The organism is Desulfurivibrio nitratireducens (assembly GCF_044068515.1).
Taxonomy (GTDB): Bacteria; Desulfobacterota; Desulfobulbia; order Desulfobulbales; family Desulfurivibrionaceae; genus Desulfurivibrio.
Window position 1 is genome coordinate 29,094 of record NZ_JBIPKI010000008.1, and the last position, 19,368, is coordinate 48,461.

A 19,368-nucleotide genomic window follows, 5' to 3' on the forward strand; every position below is an offset into this window, starting at 1 on the left:
TTTACACTTTATTCGTGGCTGCGAATCAGGAGCTCGAGTTTTTGCCAGTCAACTTGGCTGCCGCGGCAGCGGCAGTTTTGCAGCAGGCAGACCTGGGGGATGACCGGGGTGCCGTGCCGGCCCAGGGTACCGTCGGCGGCGATGTTGTCCAGGCGCAGGTATTTTTCCCGCAAATCGCGGGTGCAGAGACAGCCGATCACCCCTTTGGGCTGGTGCTCCTGAATCCGGCGGACCAGGAAGTTGCGGCTGCGCAGCACCCCTGCTGTTTTGTGCAGCTTGCCGCTGACCACGATAAAGGCTTTGCGATAGCCCAACTCCAGGGCCAGGTCGCGCATTTCCCGCAGCCGGCAGGAGTTGGCACAGTCCGACGGACAGGCCAGGCCCTGGTCGGGGTCGATCTCGGTGGGACAGTCGGCGGGCCGCAGGCAGTAGGGCAGAAAAAGCAGGCGCTCAGCAAAGGGGATCCGGCGGAAACGGGGGGCGTAAAAGCGGTTGCCGACCTCCACCGTACGGCGGACGTAGGCGTCTTTGTCCAGCCAGGGCCAGAGGCGGCAAAGGGGCTTGTAAAGGATGACCAGCAGCGGCAGGGTCAACCTGGCGGGCAGCAGCTTGGGCATGATGGCGATTTTGACAGTGGTTCCGGTTAGCTGGGGGAGAGGTGGCGGCGCTGGGCGGTCACCACCTTTCCCTGGTTCAGGCTCGAGCCAGTCCTATAATACCGTAATCCACCGACCGGCGAAGCTTTTTCGGAATTGCGAGCAGACTTTTTACAGTAATTTTGCACAATTTTGTTATAATGGCCAGGTGGCCGGCTTGGCGAGCCGCCGAGTCCAGATCCGGCGGCCCAGTTCTGGGGCGGGGCGGATTCGGCCGGAACCGCTGGGCTGCCAGCCCCCGGTGGTTGCCGATTTTTACGGTTAGCCGGAGCCAGGCAATCGCGGTTTGAGGGCGCTGGTCCTTTATCACTACTTGATGTGAGGCTATGGACGCTTTAGCGACGGCAAAAAACTCCGGCTTCGACCCCCTGCCCGGGGAGTATGCCGATCTGGCCTGCCTTTACGAAATCACCCGGGAGTTAGCCTCGGCGGCCGACCTCCGGGTCTGCCTGGCCAAGATCCTGGCCATTCTTTCCGAGCGGAAAGGCCTCAACAACGGGGCGGTGACCATCATCAATCCCCTGACCGGCCAGATTGAAACCGAGGTGGCCCACGGGATCACGGTGGAGGCCCGCAAGCGCGGCACCTACCGGATCGGCGAAGGGATCACCGGTCGGGTGGTGGCCTCCGGGGCCCCCATCGTCGTGCCCCAGATCAGCAAGGAGCCGCTCTTCCTCGACCGGACCAGCGCCCGGGCCAAAAAAGCGGAATCACTTTCTTTTCTCTGCGTGCCCATTCGCCGGGGGCCCGATACCATCGGCACCCTCAGTGTCGACCGCGAGTACCGGGAGGGGGCCGAATTCGATCAGGATCTGCGTTTTCTAACCATCCTCAGCGGCCTGATCGCCCAGACCGTCAAGCGGGTCCAGTCGGTCAACCGGGAACAGCAGCGCCTCGAGCAGGAAAACAGCCGGTTGCGCCGCGAACTTTCCGGGAAATACCGGGTCAGCAGCATCCTCAGCAATTCCAGCCGGATGCAGGAGGTGCTGGAGATGATCCACCGGGTGGCGGCCAGCAACGCCACCGTCCTGCTGCGGGGCGAATCGGGCACCGGCAAGAGCATGGTGGCCAAGGCGGTTCATCACAACAGCAAACGGGCCCAGGGCCCCTTTGTCACCGTCAACTGCTCGGCCCTGCCGGAGACCCTGCTGGAAAGCGAGCTTTTCGGCCACGAACGGGGGGCCTTCACCGGGGCCCACGAAACCCGCAAGGGCCGTTTCGAACTGGCCGAGGGGGGCACCCTCTTTCTTGATGAAATCGGGGAGCTGAGTACTGCCGTGCAGGTCAAGCTGCTCAGCGTGGTCCAGGACCGGGAATTTCAGCGGCTCGGCGGCGCCCGCCCGCTGAAATGCGACGTCCGCCTGATCACCGCCACCAACAAGGATCTGGAAAAGGCGGTGGCCGAGGGGAGTTTCCGCGAGGATCTCTACTACCGGCTCAATGTCTTCCCCATTTACCTGCCCCCCTTGCGGGAGCGGCGCACCGACATCCTGCTGCTGGCCGAGTTCTTTCTGGAAAAATTCGCCGCCGAAAACGACAAGCAGATCCGGCGGATTTCCACCCCGGCCATCGACCTGCTGACCCAGTACCACTGGCCGGGCAATGTCCGGGAGCTGCAGAACTGCCTGGAACGGGCGGTGCTGATCTGCGACGAGGACACCATCAAGAGCTACCACCTGCCTCCGACCCTGCAGAGTGCCGATTCCCTGCGGGAGGTCAGTCCCAGTTCCTTCACCGCGGCGGTGGAAAGCTTTGAGCGCGAGCTGATCATCGATGCCCTGAAGAAAACCGACGGCAACCAGACCCGGGCCGCCGCCCTCCTGGAAACCAGTTTGCGGATCATTAATTATAAGATCAAGAAATACGCCATCGATCCCCGGCTCTATCGGATCGGCCCCCAAAAATGAAACTGTTGCTCCACATCTGTTGCGGCCCCTGCGCCTGCTACCCCCTCGAGGTTTTGCGGGCCGAAGGGGTCGAAATCCAGGGGTGGTTTTTCAATCCCAACATTCATCCCTACCGGGAGTTTCAGCGGCGCTTGGAGGCCTTGGAGCAACTGGCTGAGCGCGAGAATCTGGCGGTGGCTTACGAGCGCCGCTACGGCCTGCGGGACTATCTGCGCCGGGTGGTTTTCCACGAAGAACAGCGGGAGCAGCGCTGCCGGATCTGTTACGAGCTGCGCCTCAATGCCGCGGCCCGCCGCACCCGGGAACTGGGGCTGGATGCCTTCAGCTCCACCCTCCTTTACAGCCGCTACCAGCTCCATGAGACGATTCGGGAAGTGGGGGAAGCCGCGGCCCGGCGCGAGGGGGTCGGCTTCCATTACCGGGATTTCCGGGTGGGCTGGCAAGAGGGGATCGATCTTTCCCGCCGGCTGGAACTCTATCGCCAACCTTACTGCGGCTGCATCTACAGCGAACAGGAACGTTACGATCGCTCGTAAACCTGCCCCGGCACCACCTCCTGCCGCGACCCACCCTGCCTGTTGATGCCTTTAAATCCTGGTTTTCCAGCCATTTTCGCGGCGGAAAATGGTTATTGCCCGGCTGGACTCCAGGACGCCGGTTCGCAGGCCCATGCCGGCGAAACTGCTCAATGTTTAGGCCTGGTGAAGAAGGATTTTGCCGTGACGTTGGCCGATTGGCAAGCGCCCGTTATCAGTTGGCGGGGCCGCCTTCGCTGACCCCGCCCGGCATCGGGGAAACGGCGTCGAAAAATCCTCGCCAGCTGCCGATGGAAACATTGGGCAACCAGTCCCGCCAGCGGCGGGTCGGGGGATTGCCGTCCTGGATGGCGGCCAGCAACTCCTCGGCCCGGGGGATGATTTCGCTTTCCGGGTAGGTTTCCAGGAGATAATCCAGGCGTCGTTCGGCCTGATCGTACTCCTTGGTCTTGAGGTAGAAAGCGGCGACAAACATCTCGTGACGGGCCAGGAAGTCCCGGGCCGCCAGCACCCGGGCCTGGGCCTCGGCCTGATAGGGCGAGGCGGGGAAGGCCCGGTTCAGGCGGTTGAAAGCGGCAATGGCGTTCAGCGCGTGGGCCGGGTCGCGGTCGATGGTGTCGATCTGCTGGTAGTGGCACATCCCCATCTGGAAAAGGACATAGGGAATGGCCTCGTTGGTGGGATGGTTGTTTTCAAATTCCTGGTAGAGAAAATGGGCTTCCTGGTAGCGGCGCAGGTAGTAGGTGGCGTCCGCCGCCTTCAGCTCGGCCAGGGGCCCCACGGAACTGAAGGGGTGGCGGTCCTTGATTTCCTGGAAAATCTTCAGGGCCTGGCGATAGTTGCCGCGATTGAGCGCCTCCATGCCGTCCATGGCCAGGTATTCGGGGCTCTGGGGGCCGGGATCCCCGTCGCCCAAGCCGAAGGTGCGCTTTACGGTGGCGCAACCGCCGGCGGCCGTTGCCAGGGCCAGAAGCAGCAGGACAACGACCAGCCGGACCGGCCCCTTGGATTGACGGGGAGCGAGACGCATATTGTTACAGAGCCTTGTTGATCAGAGCAACCAATTGGGGTTTGCCGACCGCGCCGGTGATCTGGTCCACCACCTCGCCGTTTTTGAAGAGAATCAGGGTGGGAATTGCCCGGATCCCGTACTTGCCGGGGGTGGCGGGGTTGTCATCGACGTTCATTTTGGCGACCTTGACCTTGCCGGCGAATTCGTTGGCCAGCCCCTCGATTACCGGACCAATGGCCTTGCAGGGACCACACCAGGGGGCCCAGAAATCGACGAGCACCGGCTCGGCGCTTTTCAGTACCTGGTTGTCGAATTCGGCATCGGAAGTTTGTAAGACGTTTTCACTGGCCATAATCATTCTCCTTTGCGATTTTTTGCGGTGATTATCCGTCGACTGATATTGTAAAAGCTGGTTGATTTAAGCACGCTGGGCGGCTGCCCGGCCAGGCGAATCTGCAAAAACCATCCCTGGCCGGTCCGGGCGCTGACGATCCGCCGGGTCGCCCCGCAGCATATGCTGTTTTTATAAGATTTGTTCGAGCCCTTTTTCTTTGTCACGAGACCGGCTGATTTTAAAGGAATTGTAACGACTGACCGGGATAATGACAAGGGAAATGATGGCGGCGGGAGCTTGATGCCATACTCCGGCTTGACAAGGCGGAGCCGTCGATTTAGATTGGCAGCATGGCCTCGCGAATATGTCCATATTGCCGGGAAAAGATCCAGCGTCAGGCCCTGGTCTGCCGTTGCTGCAAGCGTGATCTGCCCGAGTTGCCGCCTGTCCGTGGTCGCGGGCACTGGCTGCCGGTCCTGGTCTTTACCGCCGCCCTGGTGGCCGGCGGCGCCGTGGTCGTTGCCGAATTTTTTCGGGAACGGCGCAACTGGCTGGACTAAATTTTTGTTCAAGGCCGCCTTTCCCCTCCCGCCGCCTCTTTGCTGATGATCCGCATACGGCTCGTAAAACCCGCCGCTTATTAGCCTTGGTGACCAGGTAAGATGGTTCAGCCCCCATCCTCTCATTTTTTGCGCACGCTTAGCGACCCTGACCATTTTACCCTTACCCTGGAACTGGTTCCCGGCCGGAGCGGGCGGGGCGGCGGCCACGGCCGGGCCCTCGAGGTGGCCCGCCGGGCCGTGGCCGATGGCCGTTTGACGGCGGTAAGCATCACCGAGAATGCCGGCGGCCAGGTCGCCCTTTCTCCGGAAGTGCTGGGGGTGGAAATCCGCAAGCTCGGCCTGGACGTTATCGTTCATCTCTCCTGCAAGGACAAGAACCGCAACCAGATCGAGAGCCAGCTTTTCGCCTGGGATCGCCTGGGGATCAGCGACCTGCTGGTGATTACCGGCGATTACCCCAAGCCGGGCTACCGCGGGCTGGCCAAGCCGGTTTTCGACCTCGACAGTGTCCAGGCCCTGGACCTGATCAGCGGCCTCAACCGGGGCGCGGGCCCCGGCGGCGGGGCGGAGGGCGGAGAGGCTTTGTCATCTGGTCGGCCGGGTCATGCCACCAGCTTCGTCAAGGGCGTGGCCCTGTCGCCCTTCAAGCACAGCGAGGCGGAACTGGTGATGCAGTACGTCAAACTGCGGCGCAAGCTGGCCGCCGGGGCCGATTTCGTCATCACCCAGATCGGTTATGATGCCCGCAAGTTTCACGAAGTCCTGCTTTACCTGCAGCGGCAAAACCTGGGCCAGGTGCCGGTCCTGGGCAATGTCTTCATTCCCAACCTGCGGGTGGCCGAGCTGATGTATCGGGGCGAAATTCCCGGCTGCGTGATCACCGAGGAACTTTACGCCGCCATCCGGCGCGAGGCCCGGGCGCCGGACAAGGGCAAGAAAGCCCGCCTGCTAAGGGCAGCCGCCCTGCTGGCGGTCCTCAAGGGTCTGGGTTACGCCGGGGCCCATATCGGCGGGCCGGGGCTTTCCTACGACGACATCGGCCTGGTGCTGGACCGGGCCGAAGAACTGGCTCCGGACTGGCAGGCCTTGCTGCCGGAACTCTCTTTCTGGCCCGAGGATTCCTGTCATCTTTTCCGCCGGGATCCCCAGACCGGTCTGAACCTGGCCGAAGAGGCGCCGCTGACGGCCCCGCCCAGGGAAAAACTGGCTTACTCTCTGGCTCAGCTGGCCCACGACGCCGGTTTTGTCCCCGGCGGCCTTCTCTATCGGCCTTTAAAGGGGCTCTGTCTGGCCTGGGACGACACCAGTCTGGGCTGGACCCTGGTCCACATCGAACATTTGCTCAAATTTCTCACTTTTGGTTGCCAGAACTGCGGTGACTGCACCTTGGCCGAACTGGCCTATATCTGCCCCCAAACCGCCTGCGCCAAGTACATCCTCAACGGACCCTGCGGCGGCAGTCGCGACGGGTGGTGCGAGGTTTATCCCGGCCGGCGGCGCTGCCTTTACGTGCGGACTTACCACCGGCTCAAGGGAGCCGGGAGCCAGGACGAACCGGGGCAGGGACTGGTGCCGCCCCGCGACTGGTCGCTCAACAACACCTCCTCCTGGGTCAATTATTTTCGCGGTCTCGATCACCAGGGCCGCCAGAAACCTGCGGGCGAATAAACCTGCCCCTCCGCTTTAAACAGCGGACCTGCTTGTGCAAACTTCCATGACTGCTTACAGTATTACACTGTAGCCTCCCCAGGCATGCTCTTCCGTTGGCGGCGGTTAAAAAAATCTTTGCCGGGGACGGTTAAACTGTTATAATTGCCTCTTTTTGCACCAGGCCGTCAAGGCCGTAGGGCAAGGTCGCCGGGTTGTCGCCCAATCCGGTTGCGCACCGAAAATCCGGCGCCTCCTTTGCCCCATAGCTACAGGGATAAACCCATCATGCTCCCGAATTGTTCCGCTTCTTGCCCCGGTTGTCCTGCGGTCGCCGGATCCGGCGACTCCGCAGGGCTGCCGCTCGTCACCTCGCCCGCCGATTTCCGTCCCAAGGACGAATGTGGAGTCTGCGGGATCTTTGGCCACCCCTACGCGGCTAAAATAACTTATTTCGGCCTTTACTCCCTTCAGCATAGGGGGCAGGAGAGCGCCGGCATCGTGGTTTCCGACGGCGAGCAGATCCGTCAGCACAAGGGCATGGGGCTGGTTCCCGAGGTTTTCAGCGAGGAAGACCTGAGCCAGTTGGAGGGGCGGCTGGCGGTGGGCCATGTCCGCTATTCCACCACCGGCGCTTCCAATATCGTCAACGCCCAGCCCTTTGTCGCCACCCACCGAGGCGCCACCATGGCCGTGGCCCACAACGGCAATCTCGTCAATATTCGCTCCCTGCGCAACGAGTTGGAAGAACAGGGCTCGGTCTTCCAGTCCACCATGGACAGCGAGGTGGTGGTTCACCTGATGGCGCGCTGCCGCGATCAGGATCTCGAACACTCCATCGTCGAAGCCTTTCGCCAGATCAAGGGCGCCTATTCCATCCTGCTGATGACCAAGGACAAGCTGGTGGCGGTGCGTGATCCCGGCGGCTTCCGGCCCCTCTGCCTGGGCAAGCTCAACAACGGAGCCTATATCGTGGCCTCCGAAACCTGCGCCCTGGACCTGGTGGAGGCCCATTACATCCGCGACGTCGAGCCGGGCGAGGTGCTGATAATCGACGAAAACGGCCTGCGCTCCCTCTCCCTGGGCCAGGATCAGCCCCGCAGTTTCTGCATCTTCGAGCATGTCTACTTCGCCCGGCCGGACAGCGATATCTTCGGGATCAATGTCTATCAGAGCCGCAAGCGGATGGGCGAGATTCTCGCCCGGGAATGCCCGCTGGACGCCGATCTGGTAATGCCCTTTCCCGATTCGGGCAATTACGCCGCCGTCGGCTATTCCCAGGCCTCGGGAATTCCCTTCGAGATGGGGGTGATCCGCAACCACTACATTGGCCGGACCTTTATTCAGCCCACCCAGTCGATGCGCGATTTTTCGGTCCGGGTCAAATTGAACCCGGTCCGCAGCTTTCTTGAAAACAAGCGGGTGATCATCATGGAAGACTCGATCATCCGGGGCACCACGGCCCGCAGCCGGGTGCGTTCCCTGCGCGGGGTCGGGGTCAAGGAAATCCATATGGTCATCAGTTGTCCGCCCACCCGGAATCCCTGCTATTACGGGATCGACTTTCCCTCCGGCGGCGAGCTGATTGCCAACAAGAAAACCGTGGAGGAAATCCGCCAGTATCTCGACCTGGACACCCTCTATTACCTGAGTCTTGATGGTCTGGTGGAGGCCACCGGGGCTCCGGCGGATTATTTCTGCAAAGCCTGCTTCGACGGCAAGTATCCGGTGCCGCCCGATCCCGAATTTCACAAAAATTCATTGGGCTGCGGCGCCAGCACCCTTCCTTGCCGCTAAACGTCCGGCAGCACCGCATCTGGTCAGCGCCCGTCGCTGGCAACCTGCAATGCTGCCGCACGTTTGCCATTTTTGCTGGTGGCGGAATTTGTCTGAGAAACCGGTGGGCTGGGGACGGGACGGATGGAACTGCATGTTGCCCCGATGACTTTGGCCGACCTGCCGGCGGTGGCGGCCCTGGAGGCGGAAAATCCGGGGGCCTGGACAGCCGTTCAGTTGGCGGGGCAACTGGCTGAATCGACGGGTTGGCATTTTGTCGGCCGGGAAAGGGCTGCCGGACCGGTGATCGCTTATGTTTGCGGCCGCCTGGTGCTGGACGAGGCGGAAATTTTTCGCCTGGCGGTATTGGCCGCTCACCGGCGCCGGGGAGTGGGGCGCCATTTGCTGGCCCTGGCCTTGCGGGAGTTGGCCCGGCGGGGGGCGCGGACTTGTTTTCTCGAGGTCCGGGCCGCCAACCGCCCGGTCCTGGCCCTCTATGAACAGAGCGGCTTTCAGGCCTTGGCCCGCCGCCCCGGCTATTATCGCGATCCCCTTGACGATGCGGTCGTCATGGTTAACAATGGCATAACAGAAGCACCGCCGGGCCGGTCTGATTAAATCCGCCCCCTGTTGGCCGTGAGCGAGAGGCCGGCCGCTTTGGATGGGCCGGGCATTCGCGGATAAGCGGCATTGGTGAGCGGCCCTGCCAGCTATCTCCGCCGGCGGCGGCTTGGCAAAATCAAAAAGTTCAGGTCAGGAACCGGTCAAGGAGGGTGGGTGAAAAACATCAAGGATCTCGATATTCGCGGCAAGAAGGTGCTCATCCGGGTGGATTTCAACGTTCCCTTGGACGAACAGGGCAATATCACCGACGACATCCGGATTCGCTCGGTTTTGCCCACCCTGAATTATGCCCTGGATGAAAACGCCGCCATCATCATCTGTTCCCACCTGGGCCGGCCCAAGGGCCAGCGCAAGCCGGAATTCAGCCTCGCTCCGGCGGCCAAGCGTCTCTCCCGGCTGATCGCCAAGGAGGTCAAACTGGCCCCCGACTGCATCGGACCGGAAGTGGAGGGCCTGGCCGCGGCCCTGAAGCCCGGCGATGTTTTGCTGCTGGAAAACCTGCGCTTTCATCCGGAGGAGCAGGCCAACGACGAGAAGTTTTCCCGCCGGTTGGCCGCCCTGGCCGAGGTTTACATCAACGACGCCTTTGCCGTCGCCCATCGCGCCCACGCCTCGGTGGTCGGAATTCCCCGGTTTATGAAGGAGCGGGCCGCCGGTTTTCTGCTCCAGAAGGAGATGGATTATTTCCACCGTTCGGTGAGCGATCCCACCCGGCCGCTGGTGGCCATCATCGGCGGGGCCAAGGTGTCCAGCAAGCTCGGGGCCCTGACCAACCTCATGGACCGGGTGGATAAAATGATCATCGGCGGGGCCATGGCCAACACCTTTCTCAAAAGCCAGGGGATCGACGTCGGGCGCTCCCGGGTCGAGGAGGATTTGCTGACCACCGCCGCCGAACTGGTGGTCAAGGCCCGGGAAAAGGGGGTCAAGTTTTACCTGCCGGTGGACTGCATCGTGGCGCCGGAAGCGGATGCCAAAGCCGAAACCAAGCGGGTCACCTGCCAGGAGATTCCGGCCCAGTGGATGGCCCTGGATATCGGTCCGGCCAGTACCCTGCTCTTCAACGAGGCCCTGGAAGACGCCCGGACCATCATCTGGAACGGCCCCATGGGAGTGTTTGAAATCGACGCTTTTTCCCGCGGGACCATGGCCATGGTCCAGGCGGTGGCCCGTTCCCACGCCCTGACCATCGTCGGCGGCGGTGATACCGACGTGGCCATCCACCGGGCCGGAGAATTCGACAGTATTTCCTATGTCTCCACCGGTGGCGGCGCCTTCCTGATGCTGATGGAAGGCAAGCAGTTGCCCGGCGTCGAGGCCCTGGTTTAATACGGGGCCAGAACGAAGTTTGGGCGGCAGGTCGACGACTTGGGGTCGTCTCCGGCCAAGCGCCTGCGGCCGGGCTCGGCAAAGGGCTGAAGCTGGTCCTGGCACCCGGGACCCTGAATCTGGATAATCTGGAGCTGATATGCGAACCCCCCTGATTGCCGGCAACTGGAAAATGCACCTCAGCCTGGCCGAGGCCCGGGCTCTGGCGGCGGCGGTGGCCGGAGTGGCCGCAGCCTGCCCCGACCGGGAAGTGATGATCGCCCCGCCCTATACCGCTTTGGCGGCAGTGCGGGAGGTGGCCGGCGAACGCCTGATCCTGGCCGGCCAGAACGTCTGCTGGGAGGAGAAGGGGGCCTTTACCGGGGAAATTTCGCCCCTGATGCTGCGGGAGTTGGGGTGCCGGATGGTGATTGTCGGCCATTCCGAGCGGCGCCATATTTTCCATGAAGACAACCGGATGATCAACCGGCGGCTGCGCGGCGCCCTGCGGCAGGGCCTGATCCCCATCCTCTGTATCGGCGAGACCCTGGCCGAACGTGATTCGGCCAAAACCATGGAGGTGCTGGATCAACAAGTCCGGGAGGGCCTGGATCAGGTCAGTCTCAGCGATCCGGCCCGGCTGGTTATCGCCTATGAGCCGGTCTGGGCCATCGGCACCGGCAAGACCGCCGGCACCGACCAGGCCCAGGAGGCCCATGTCTTTGTCCGCCGCCTGCTGGCCGCTCTCTATGAGAAAAATATTGCCGCAGGTATCAGAATACTGTATGGTGGCAGCGTTAATCCCGCCAACGTTGATGAACTCATGGCTCAGGCGGATATTGACGGCGCCCTGGTCGGCGGCGCATCATTGTCGGCCGAATCTTTCGAGCGCGTTATCCGCTTCGCCTGATCTTGCGGATGGGCGCTGTTTTTATTGTCGTAAACGCTCAGGATGCCAGAACCTGGCGCCAACCAAGACCCGGCGATATAGCGCTGCTATAATCGCCGGAACGGCTTGCGTCCCAACTGGGCCATTATCGAGCGTTTTTTTGCAGTATCTGAGGAAGTTAAGAGTAGAGACAGTTTATAATGCAAACCATTTTGATCGTCATCCATGTGCTGGTCTGCCTCTTCCTGGTGGTGATTGTGCTCCTCCAGCACGGCAAGGGAGCATCCATCGGCGCCACCTTTGGTGGCTCCAGCCAGACGGTTTTCGGCACCGAAGGACCGTTGCCGATGATGAACAAGATTACCACCGCCGCCGCCGTGGTTTTCATGGCCACCTCGGTATCCCTGGCCTGGTACTCCAGCCGGGCCGGCGACGGCTCGGTGATGGAAAGGGTTCGGACCCCGGCGGCCATTGAGGAACCGGCGCCGCAAACCGACGAGCCGATGACCATTCCCCTGCCGGGAGCCGGTGAGGGTGTACCCCGGACCTTCCCCGGGCAGGAGCAGTAAAAAAGCCGAAGTGGTGGAACTGGTAGACACGCTATCTTGAGGGGGTAGTGGGGCAACCCGTGCGAGTTCGAGTCTCGCCTTCGGCACCACATAGCAATTCAGGGCAGCCCGAGAAGATCCAACAAACCCGCATCCGGCAACGGATGGCGGGTTTTTCTTTGGCCGGCTTCATCCGGCGATATCCATGAACAACCGGGGGTGTCCGGGGTAAATTTGGTGGTACAGCGGGCTTTGGGGTTGCAAAAACAACAAAGGGGGGCTGGTTCTTTGTTCTTCACCCCGTTCCAGCCTCCAGGCCTATTTCCCTACTTGCCCAATAGCTTCATCCAGGGATGGGCGGCCTCGGGGCCGGGGGTGCCGGCCGGGTAGGTTTGCAGCAGCTTGCGCACGGTTTCGGGACAGCTTTCACACTCCTGCAGAATCGGGGTGAGGAAGGACCAGCTCAACTCCACCCCGTCCTGGCGCCAGAACAGCATGTGGTCGCCGATGATGCAGTCGAGCAGCACCATTTCATAGGCGTCGTAGTGCTGGCCCGGGCTCCCCTGGCGCCGCTCGTAGTTGAAACTCATGGTCGCGGGATGGAGGTACTCCTTGGTGCCGGGGGACTTGGCCTGGAAGTTGAGGGAGATTTTTTCCTCGGGATAGATGCCCAGAATCAGGCGGTTGGCCAGGATGCTGTCCGCCAGTTCGCGCCGGAACATGGAATGGGGCACTTCCTTGAACTGGATGATAATCCGGGTTTCCTTGGCCGGCATCCTCTTGCCCGAAACCAGGTAGAAGGGAACCCCCCGCCAGCGCCAGTTGTCGATCCCCACCTTCATGGCGGCAAAAGTCGGGGTAAGCGAATCTGTGGCCACCCCCGTTTCCCGGCGGTAGCCCGGGACCTCCCGGCCATCGACGGTGCCGGGGCCGTACTGGCCCAGGACCAGGTTTTCGCCCAGGTTGGCCTGGTTCAGGGGTTTCAGGGCCCGGAAGACCTTGACTTTCTCATCCTGGACCTGGGCCGCCTCGAAGCGGGAAGGCGGCTCCATGGCGGTCAGGGCCAGCAGTTGCAGCATATGGTTCTGGAACATGTCCCGCAGCACCCCGGCCTGTTCGTAAAAGCCGGCCCGGTGCTCGACGCCAAGTTTTTCGGCGCTGATGATCCCCACGTAATCGATAAAGCCGCGGTTCCAGATGGGCTCGAAAATGGCGTTGGCGAAGCGCAGCATCAGGATATTCTGAACCGTTTCCTTGGCCAGGTAGTGGTCGATCCGGAAAATCTGCTCTTCCCGGAAACCGGCATGGAGGGTTTTATCGAGGGCGGTGGCGGAAGGCAGGTCGTGGCCAAAGGGTTTTTCCACCACGATCCGGGCCCAGTTGGTGGCGGTCTGGGCCGCCAGTCCGGCCGGGCCCAACTGGGTGGCGATCACCGGATAAAGGGCGGGGGGCACGGCCAGGTAAAAGATCCGGTTGGGAGCGGTGTGGCGCTCCCGGTCGAGCTGGTTGAGCAGTTCGGCCAGGCGCTGGTAGGCTTGAGGGTCATCGTAGCTCAGCTCCTGGTAGAAGATGCTGGCGGCAAAGTGCTCCCAGGACTCGTCGGCCTCTGCCGTCGCGCCCCGGGTTTCACGGTCGAATTCCGCCAGGCTGCGGCGAAACTCCGCGTGGGTCATGACACTGCGGCCGCAGCCGACAATGTTGAAGCGCCCCGGCAGGCAGTGGTGGCGAAAAAGATTGTAAAGGGCGGGCACCAGTTTGCGGGCGGTGAGGTCCCCCGAGCCCCCAAAGATAACCAGGGAAAAAGCCGGCAGGGACTGGCCGCCGAACAGGAAACAGGCGCCCCGGTCTTGTTGCCGTCGTTCGTTGTTTTGGTGGTCCTGGCTCATGGTGGGTCCGTTTAGCTATTGCTGGTCGGCTTTTTTAACCGGATGACCGCCGAACTCCCGCCGCAGGGCCGCCAGCACCCGGTTTTCGAAGGCGTCGGGATTGCGGGATTGGAAGCGCTGGAACAGGGAGATGGCGATGGTTGGGGCGGCCACCCCGTATTCCACCGCCTGCTGCACGGTCCAGCGGCCTTCGCCGGAGTCGTCGACATGGCCGGTGATCGTGGTCAGGCGCGGGTCGCTGGCAAAGGCCGGCTCCAGCAGTTCAAGCAGCCAGGAGCGGATCACGCTGCCCCGGTTCCAGAGCTTGGCCACGGCGGCATAATCCAGCCCCGGCCCATACGGGGAGGCCTCCAGCAGGGCGAAACCTTCGCCGTAGGCCTGCATCATCGCGTATTCGATGCCGTTATGGACCATTTTGACGAAGTGGCCGGCGCCGTGGGGCCCGCAGTGCATGTAGCCCTCGGGGGGGGCCAGGGTTTCGAGCAGGGGCTCGATTTGCCGGAAAGGCTTCTCTTCACCGCCGATCATGGTACAGTAGCCGACCTTCAGGCCCCAGATGCCGCCGCTGACCCCGGCGTCCAGGTAATGGATGCCCTTTTCCTGCAAGCTGGCCGCCCGGCGCAGGTCATCCTTGAAAAAGGAGTTGCCTCCTTCGACCACGATGTCGCCGGGGCCCAGCAGCTCCGCCAGTTCTGCCAGGTGCTGGTCCACGGTTTCGCCGGCGGGCAGCATCAGCCAGACCACCTTCGGCGGATCGAGCCTGGCGGTGAGTTCCGCCAGGCTGTAGGTTGGGGTCGCCCCTTCGCGGGCGATCTCCTCGGTTTTGGCCGGAGTCCGGTTGTAAGCTACCACTTCGTGGCCGCCCTCCAAGAGGCGGCGTCCCATGTTCATCCCCATTCGTCCCAGGCCGATCATGCCTATTTTCATTTCTTGCTCCTACTAGGTTGCGATGAAAAAGTCGATGGATTACTCTTGACCGGACATTGGCGGTCGGCTCCCTTTATCGGCTTGGCAATAAGGCTCGCTTGCCGGGGGCCGCGGCGCAACTTGAGAAGTAACCAGCTTTGGCTGGATACCGGTTGCCGCTTGGTCAATTCTAGCACAATTATTGCCGGCAGTGAGTCATAATCTCGCCCGGCTTCAAGAGATTAACTATGGCGCGGGGGCGGTTTCCTCCGCTTGTTGGGGAAAGGTTGGGTTATGGACAATCTTATGGTCGCCGTCGCCACTTTCAGCCGGGGCGGGTCCCTGCTGATGCCCATGTTGCTGGCCTGCGCCGCCTTGCTGGCGGTCAGCGGCCTGGTCAACCTGGGCCCTCGACCATTATGGCCCCGCTTTTCCGGCCATTTGCTGAGCTTCAGCGCCGCTTTGCTGCTGCTCGGTTTTTGCCTGATCGGTTGGTTTCACTGGCAGATCTATCAGCATGCCGTCCTCGAACTGCCGGAGCAGGTGGTCCCCTGGCTCAACAGCCAGCTGGCGGCGATGAACCAGGGGGCAACCTACGGTTTGCCCCTCTATGACCCCGCCGCTCCGCCCCGCTATGCCATTCCGCCCTGGATTGAATACCAGCGTTACTATTTCTGGTTTTTCTGCTTCGCCCTGATGGCCCTGTTGGTCCACCGCCGCCTGGAACATCGCCGTTTCCGGGCCGTTCTCTATCTGCTGCTGGCAATCCAGCTGGGGGTGCTCTATTTCCTGGCCGATCCCTTCCGCAACCCCCTGCCCCGCTTCCTGGCCGAAATAGCGCCCTGGTTTGATTCACGGTCGGGCTGGGAGCAACTGGGACTCTTTATGCAGCTCTATCCGCGGCTGGAGTTTTACTACAATGCCTCCTACATGTGGATGCACCCGCCCCTGCTCTTCATTTCCTATGCCTGCATCACCATTTTTTTCGCGGTTTCACTGTTGATGCTGCTCAAGAGGGAGTTGGCGGTGGAGGTGGTGGGGTATAATTACGCCAAGTTCGGCTACTTTCTGTTGACCCTGGGGATGCTGCTCGGTTACCCCTGGGCCCTGAAAGCCTGGGGGCCGAACTGGTGGTGGGATCCCAAGGTCAGCAGTTCCATCATGCTCTGGGCCATTTTCAGCACCTATCTCCACACCCGGCTTTATGCCAACCGCAAGGGGATGTGGTATTTTTCCGCCGCTTTGGGGCTGCTCTGTTTTCTGGCGATGATTTTCACCTTCGTCGCCTCCTATATCTTCCCCGGCGAGCATTCATTTTTGTAACAAGGTGGCAGGATGACGGAACGCAAGAGCTCATACGACTACAAACTGATCGTAGCCACCACGGTGGTGCTGGGGATCATTTCGGTGATCTGCGTCTCGGCCATGTTCTATTTCAAGATGGCGGCTATTCACGAGTTGGAGCCGACCGCCCGGTGGGCCTACCAGAACATGATGAACGGTATCGTCGCGCCCTTCATCGTGGCCCTGATCCTGCTGCTGGGGATTTGCGTGCCCAAACGGCTGTTGCCCACCGCTTGGCTGCATCGCTTTACCGGCGGCTTGTTGCTGGCGGCGGGGCTGACCATCTTGCTGGCCGGGCTGCATGCCGGCCTGCTGCTGGTGCTTTTCGCCTCCCTGGCCCTCCAGGCGGTGGTGCTGGTTCTGGCCCTGGCGGGCAGCGCGGTCCTCAACTTCGAAACCAAGAACTACTGGGTCCGCCTGGGCTCCTCGCTGGTCCATCTGGGCCTGATTCTTTTCGTGCTTGATCTTTATTATCATCGCCATCATACTTTACATTTAGTCCTGTTCTGGATCACCACCGGCTCGGTGGTACTGGGGATGCTTTTTTGCTTTTACGCCGAACAGGTGGCGGCTCTCGGGCGCCGGCTCTGGGTCAGGGAGTGAGCTGAGGGGGTGTTCTTATAAAGTTAACTGGCCATTTGGTTTATTGGCCGACGAAATAAGTTGTCAGGCCAGTTATCTTTTTAAGAACGTCCCCGGCTTTCAGGCAAATTTCGGGGGGGGTGGGTGGGCAAGGCTGTTTTCCTTTCTTTGTTGCTGCTCCTGGCGGCACTGGCAGCTTCCGCTGTCGGGGCTCCGCCGCCGTCATCCGGTCCGGCAACGTCCGCAAACTCCGTTCCCCGGCCCCATCTGGTACTCAACAGCCCTTTTTCCGCCCCGCTCACCACGCCCGAGCAGGACGGCTTTCTCGATCTGCTCTATGCCGAACTGTTCCGCCGCCTGGACCTGAGCTTTGAAATTCAACTGCTGCCCGGCGAGCGGGCCTTGTGGAACGCCAATGCCGGGCTCGATGACGGTGATGTCTGTCGCATCGCCGGCCTCGAAGTCCACTATCCCAACCTGCGGCGCAGTCGAGAAGCGGTGCTGGACTTCCAGATGGTGGTTTTCAGCCGCTGGCCTGATTTTGTGGTGGACGGAGCGGCAAGCCTGCTGCCCTATGAACTGGGGATTCTCCGGGGCTGGAAAATACTCGAAGACGTGACCGCCCTCCATCCCCGGCGGGTCGAGCTGGATCAAACCGAACAGCTTTTTCGGATGCTGGATCATGATCGGTTGGATCTTGTCCTGATCGACCGGTTTTTGGGTCAGGAGATCATTGACCGCCTGGAAATCCAAGGGATCAAGATTCTGGCTCCCCCCCTGCTGAGCGGCAATTGGTATCTTTATCTGCATGAAAGCCATCAGCAGCTGTTGCCGGAGATTGACCGAGAGCTGCGACGGATGAAGGAGGACGGCAGCTACGAGCGCATTCGGCGCCAAGCCCTGGGTGCCTTTGAAGAGTTTAATCCCGAGGAGCATATGCCCTGATGACCACCCCTACCGTTCCCGGTTGGCAAAGTATTGGCCGGCGCCTGATCACCTATATTCTACTGTTCAGCTCGGGGATGCTCGTGCTTGCCACCGGGATTCAGCTTTATGTCGAATATCGCCGGGAAATTATGGCGATCGAGAGCAATCTGCGCGAGATCGAAACGGGTTATTTAAACAGCCTCAGCGAGGGGATCTGGTCATTCAACGAGCGGATGCTCCAGGTTCAGTTGCTGGGCATTCTCGAATTGCCCGCCATGCGCTATCTGGAGATCCGTCGGACTGCGGAGCCGCCGCTCAGGGTCGGCCAGCTGGTCAGCGGGCGAAGCTTTGCCCGTGAATTCCCTCTGCAATACCAGCACAGGGGCCGGGAAATCCCCCTGGGCAGTCTTTATGTCGTGGTGGGTCTGGATGAAGTTTACTCCCGCCTCTGGGACCGGGTACTGGTCATCATGGCCACCCAGGGTATGCAAATCTTTTTTATTGCCGCTTTTATTTTCTTCATCTTTCATTTTCTGGTCGGGCGGCCCCTGGTAATCATGGCCGATTACGCCCGTTCCCTGAATTTCAGCCGCCTGGATCGCCCCCTGGTCCTGCCCGACCGGCCCTTTGGCGGCTCCAAGCACGATGAAATCGGTCGGGTGGCGGAGTCCATCAACGAAATGCGCCAGGCCCTGCTGATGGAAAGCGCCCAGCGGGAAAAAATGGCCGTCCAGTTGCGCCAGGCCCAGAAAATGGAGGCCGTGGGCACCCTGGCCGGAGGCATTGCCCACGATTTCAACAATATCCTGACTCCGATCATTGGCTACTGTGAGCTGGCCAAGCTGGAAATGTCGCCGGCGGAACAGGAAAAGCTGCAGATCGATGAAATTCTCAAGGCGGTCATGCGGGCCCGGGATCTGGTGCGGCAGATTCTGACCTTCAGCCGTCGTGAGGACCAGCAGCGCAGGGTCTTGGAACTGCAGCCCATTATCGGGGAAAACCTCAAGCTGCTCCGGGCCAGCCTGCCCGCCAATATCGCAATCCGCCAGCAACTGGATCCCGACTGTGGCCCGGTTCTGGTCGATCTTACCCAGATCCAGCAGGTTATTATCAATCTCTGCACCAACGCCGCCCAGGCCATGGAAGATAAGGGCGGGGTGCTGGAAGTGAGTTTGCGCCGGGTGGAAATCGCCCTGAAAGAGGAGGGCAAGGGACTGCCGCTGGCGGGCGCCTATGCCTGCTTGACGGTCAAAGATACCGGCAGCGGGATGGATGCGGCCATCCAGGAAAGGATTTTCGAGCCTTATTTCACCACCAAGGAGCAGGGCAAGGGGACCGGCTTGGGCTTGGCTCTGGTGCATGGCATCGTCAAGAGCCACGGCGGCCAGGTCACGGTCCACAGCGAGCCGGGCCGGGGCACGACTTTCCGGGTTTATTTGCCGTTGGCTGCGAGGCCCTCCGCTGAGCCGGGATCACTCCCGGCGGTGAAGAACCAAGATTTGCCCCGGGGTGATGAGCGCGTTCTGGTGGTCGATGATGAGGAAAAGATCGTCGATCTTTTGACCAGATTGCTCAACCATCTCGGCTATAAGGTGGTAGGGCGAACCGACAGCCGGGCGGCCCTGGACCTTTTCGCCCGCCAGCCCCGGGCCTTTGATCTGGTGATCAGCGACCAGACCATGCCCGGCCTGAGCGGCGATGAACTGGTGCGGGCCCTGCGGAAGATTCGTCCCGATCTGCCCCTGATCATCTGTACCGGCTTCAGCCCCCGGATGACCGAGGAGCAGGCAATCGGCCAGGGCATTCAGGGCTATATCATGAAGCCCTTCCGCATGGAGCAAATCGCCCGCCTGGTCCGCCGGGTTCTGGATGCCAACCGGCAGGCCCCGGATCGGTAACGCGAACCAGGCCGGAACCCGGGCT

At 61.4% G+C, this 19,368-nt stretch carries 18 protein-coding genes and 1 tRNA gene; 13 read left to right on the plus strand and 6 right to left on the minus strand.

Annotated elements, in window-relative coordinates:
* Positions 1 to 8: 8 nt before the first annotated feature.
* The gene (locus ACHHTY_RS04290) at positions 9 to 617 is read right to left on the minus strand and encodes a DUF116 domain-containing protein (RefSeq protein ID WP_395492830.1); all 609 of its coding nucleotides are present in this window, start codon (positions 615 to 617) and stop codon (positions 9 to 11) included.
* A gap of 365 nt (positions 618 to 982) precedes the next feature.
* Between ACHHTY_RS04290 and ACHHTY_RS04295 the strand changes: the two genes are divergently transcribed.
* The gene (locus tag ACHHTY_RS04295; RefSeq protein ID WP_395492831.1) at positions 983 to 2,563 is read left to right on the plus strand and encodes a sigma 54-interacting transcriptional regulator; all 1,581 of its coding nucleotides are present in this window, start codon (positions 983 to 985) and stop codon (positions 2,561 to 2,563) included.
* Positions 2,560 to 3,099: an epoxyqueuosine reductase QueH gene (locus ACHHTY_RS04300; RefSeq protein WP_395492832.1), complete on the plus strand. Its 540-nt coding sequence runs from the start codon at positions 2,560 to 2,562 to the stop codon at positions 3,097 to 3,099. The genes ACHHTY_RS04295 and ACHHTY_RS04300 overlap by 4 nt, the downstream gene beginning before the upstream one ends.
* A gap of 214 nt (positions 3,100 to 3,313) precedes the next feature.
* Here ACHHTY_RS04300 and ACHHTY_RS04305 read toward each other — a convergent pair whose 3' ends face one another.
* Genes ACHHTY_RS04305 through ACHHTY_RS04315 form a run of 3 tightly spaced genes read right to left on the minus strand, consistent with a single transcriptional unit; the run spans position 3,314 to position 5,017 of the window.
* Positions 3,314 to 4,129: an outer membrane protein assembly factor BamD gene (locus ACHHTY_RS04305; protein ID WP_395492833.1), complete on the minus strand. Its 816-nt coding sequence runs from the start codon at positions 4,127 to 4,129 to the stop codon at positions 3,314 to 3,316.
* Between the two features lie 4 nt (positions 4,130 to 4,133).
* A complete protein-coding gene (gene trxA / locus ACHHTY_RS04310; protein WP_395492834.1) occupies positions 4,134 to 4,463 on the minus strand; it encodes a thioredoxin in 330 nt (109 codons plus the stop codon).
* Between the two features lie 2 nt (positions 4,464 to 4,465).
* Positions 4,466 to 5,017: a hypothetical protein gene (locus tag ACHHTY_RS04315; protein ID WP_395492835.1), complete on the minus strand. Its 552-nt coding sequence runs from the start codon at positions 5,015 to 5,017 to the stop codon at positions 4,466 to 4,468.
* Positions 5,018 to 5,107: 90 nt separating this feature from the next.
* Here ACHHTY_RS04315 and ACHHTY_RS04320 point away from each other — a divergent pair, with 90 nt between their 5' ends.
* From ACHHTY_RS04320 to ACHHTY_RS04350, 7 genes are all read left to right on the plus strand, one after another.
* A complete protein-coding gene (locus tag ACHHTY_RS04320; RefSeq protein ID WP_395492836.1) occupies positions 5,108 to 6,676 on the plus strand; it encodes a methylenetetrahydrofolate reductase C-terminal domain-containing protein in 1,569 nt (522 codons plus the stop codon).
* Between the two features lie 267 nt (positions 6,677 to 6,943).
* Positions 6,944 to 8,452, plus strand: coding sequence for an amidophosphoribosyltransferase (purF, locus tag ACHHTY_RS04325; protein WP_395492837.1), 1,509 nt, complete (start codon positions 6,944 to 6,946; stop codon positions 8,450 to 8,452).
* Between the two features lie 123 nt (positions 8,453 to 8,575).
* A complete protein-coding gene (gene rimI, locus ACHHTY_RS04330) occupies positions 8,576 to 9,049 on the plus strand; it encodes a ribosomal protein S18-alanine N-acetyltransferase (protein WP_395492838.1) in 474 nt (157 codons plus the stop codon).
* A 159-nt stretch (positions 9,050 to 9,208) separates the two neighbouring features.
* Positions 9,209 to 10,384, plus strand: coding sequence for a phosphoglycerate kinase (locus tag ACHHTY_RS04335; protein WP_395492839.1), 1,176 nt, complete (start codon positions 9,209 to 9,211; stop codon positions 10,382 to 10,384).
* Between the two features lie 139 nt (positions 10,385 to 10,523).
* A complete protein-coding gene (gene tpiA / locus ACHHTY_RS04340; RefSeq protein WP_395492840.1) occupies positions 10,524 to 11,273 on the plus strand; it encodes a triose-phosphate isomerase in 750 nt (249 codons plus the stop codon).
* Between the two features lie 179 nt (positions 11,274 to 11,452).
* On the plus strand, positions 11,453 to 11,821 hold the full coding sequence (gene secG / locus ACHHTY_RS04345) for a preprotein translocase subunit SecG (protein WP_395492841.1): 369 nt from the start codon (positions 11,453 to 11,455) through the stop codon (positions 11,819 to 11,821).
* A 4-nt stretch (positions 11,822 to 11,825) separates the two neighbouring features.
* Positions 11,826 to 11,910, plus strand: a tRNA-Leu gene (locus tag ACHHTY_RS04350).
* Between the two features lie 216 nt (positions 11,911 to 12,126).
* On the opposite strand, the gene zwf is transcribed toward ACHHTY_RS04350, so the two are convergent.
* Positions 12,127 to 13,686, minus strand: a complete 1,560-nt coding sequence (gene zwf, locus ACHHTY_RS04355) for a glucose-6-phosphate dehydrogenase (RefSeq protein ID WP_395492842.1) — start codon at positions 13,684 to 13,686, stop codon at positions 12,127 to 12,129.
* A 15-nt stretch (positions 13,687 to 13,701) separates the two neighbouring features.
* Positions 13,702 to 14,613, minus strand: coding sequence for a phosphogluconate dehydrogenase (NAD(+)-dependent, decarboxylating) (gene gnd, locus ACHHTY_RS04360; RefSeq protein ID WP_395492843.1), 912 nt, complete (start codon positions 14,611 to 14,613; stop codon positions 13,702 to 13,704).
* Between the two features lie 273 nt (positions 14,614 to 14,886).
* Between gnd and ccsA the strand changes: the two genes are divergently transcribed.
* The 4 genes from ccsA (at position 14,887) to ACHHTY_RS04380 (ending at position 19,343) form a co-directional block, all read left to right on the plus strand.
* Positions 14,887 to 15,915 (plus strand): cytochrome c biogenesis protein CcsA, encoded by a 1,029-nt coding sequence (gene ccsA, locus ACHHTY_RS04365; RefSeq protein ID WP_395492844.1) that lies wholly within the window; start codon positions 14,887 to 14,889, stop codon positions 15,913 to 15,915.
* A 12-nt stretch (positions 15,916 to 15,927) separates the two neighbouring features.
* On the plus strand, positions 15,928 to 16,539 hold the full coding sequence (locus ACHHTY_RS04370; RefSeq protein WP_395492845.1) for a hypothetical protein: 612 nt from the start codon (positions 15,928 to 15,930) through the stop codon (positions 16,537 to 16,539).
* A 123-nt stretch (positions 16,540 to 16,662) separates the two neighbouring features.
* Entirely contained in the window at positions 16,663 to 17,463 is an 801-nt protein-coding gene (locus ACHHTY_RS04375) for a substrate-binding periplasmic protein (protein WP_395492846.1), read from the plus strand.
* Positions 17,463 to 19,343 carry an ATP-binding protein gene (locus ACHHTY_RS04380; RefSeq protein WP_395492847.1) on the plus strand — a complete coding sequence of 627 codons (1,881 nt, stop codon included), beginning with the start codon at positions 17,463 to 17,465 and terminating at the stop codon, positions 19,341 to 19,343. Before ACHHTY_RS04375 ends, ACHHTY_RS04380 begins: the two co-directional genes overlap by 1 nt.
* Positions 19,344 to 19,368: the final 25 nt, after the last annotated feature.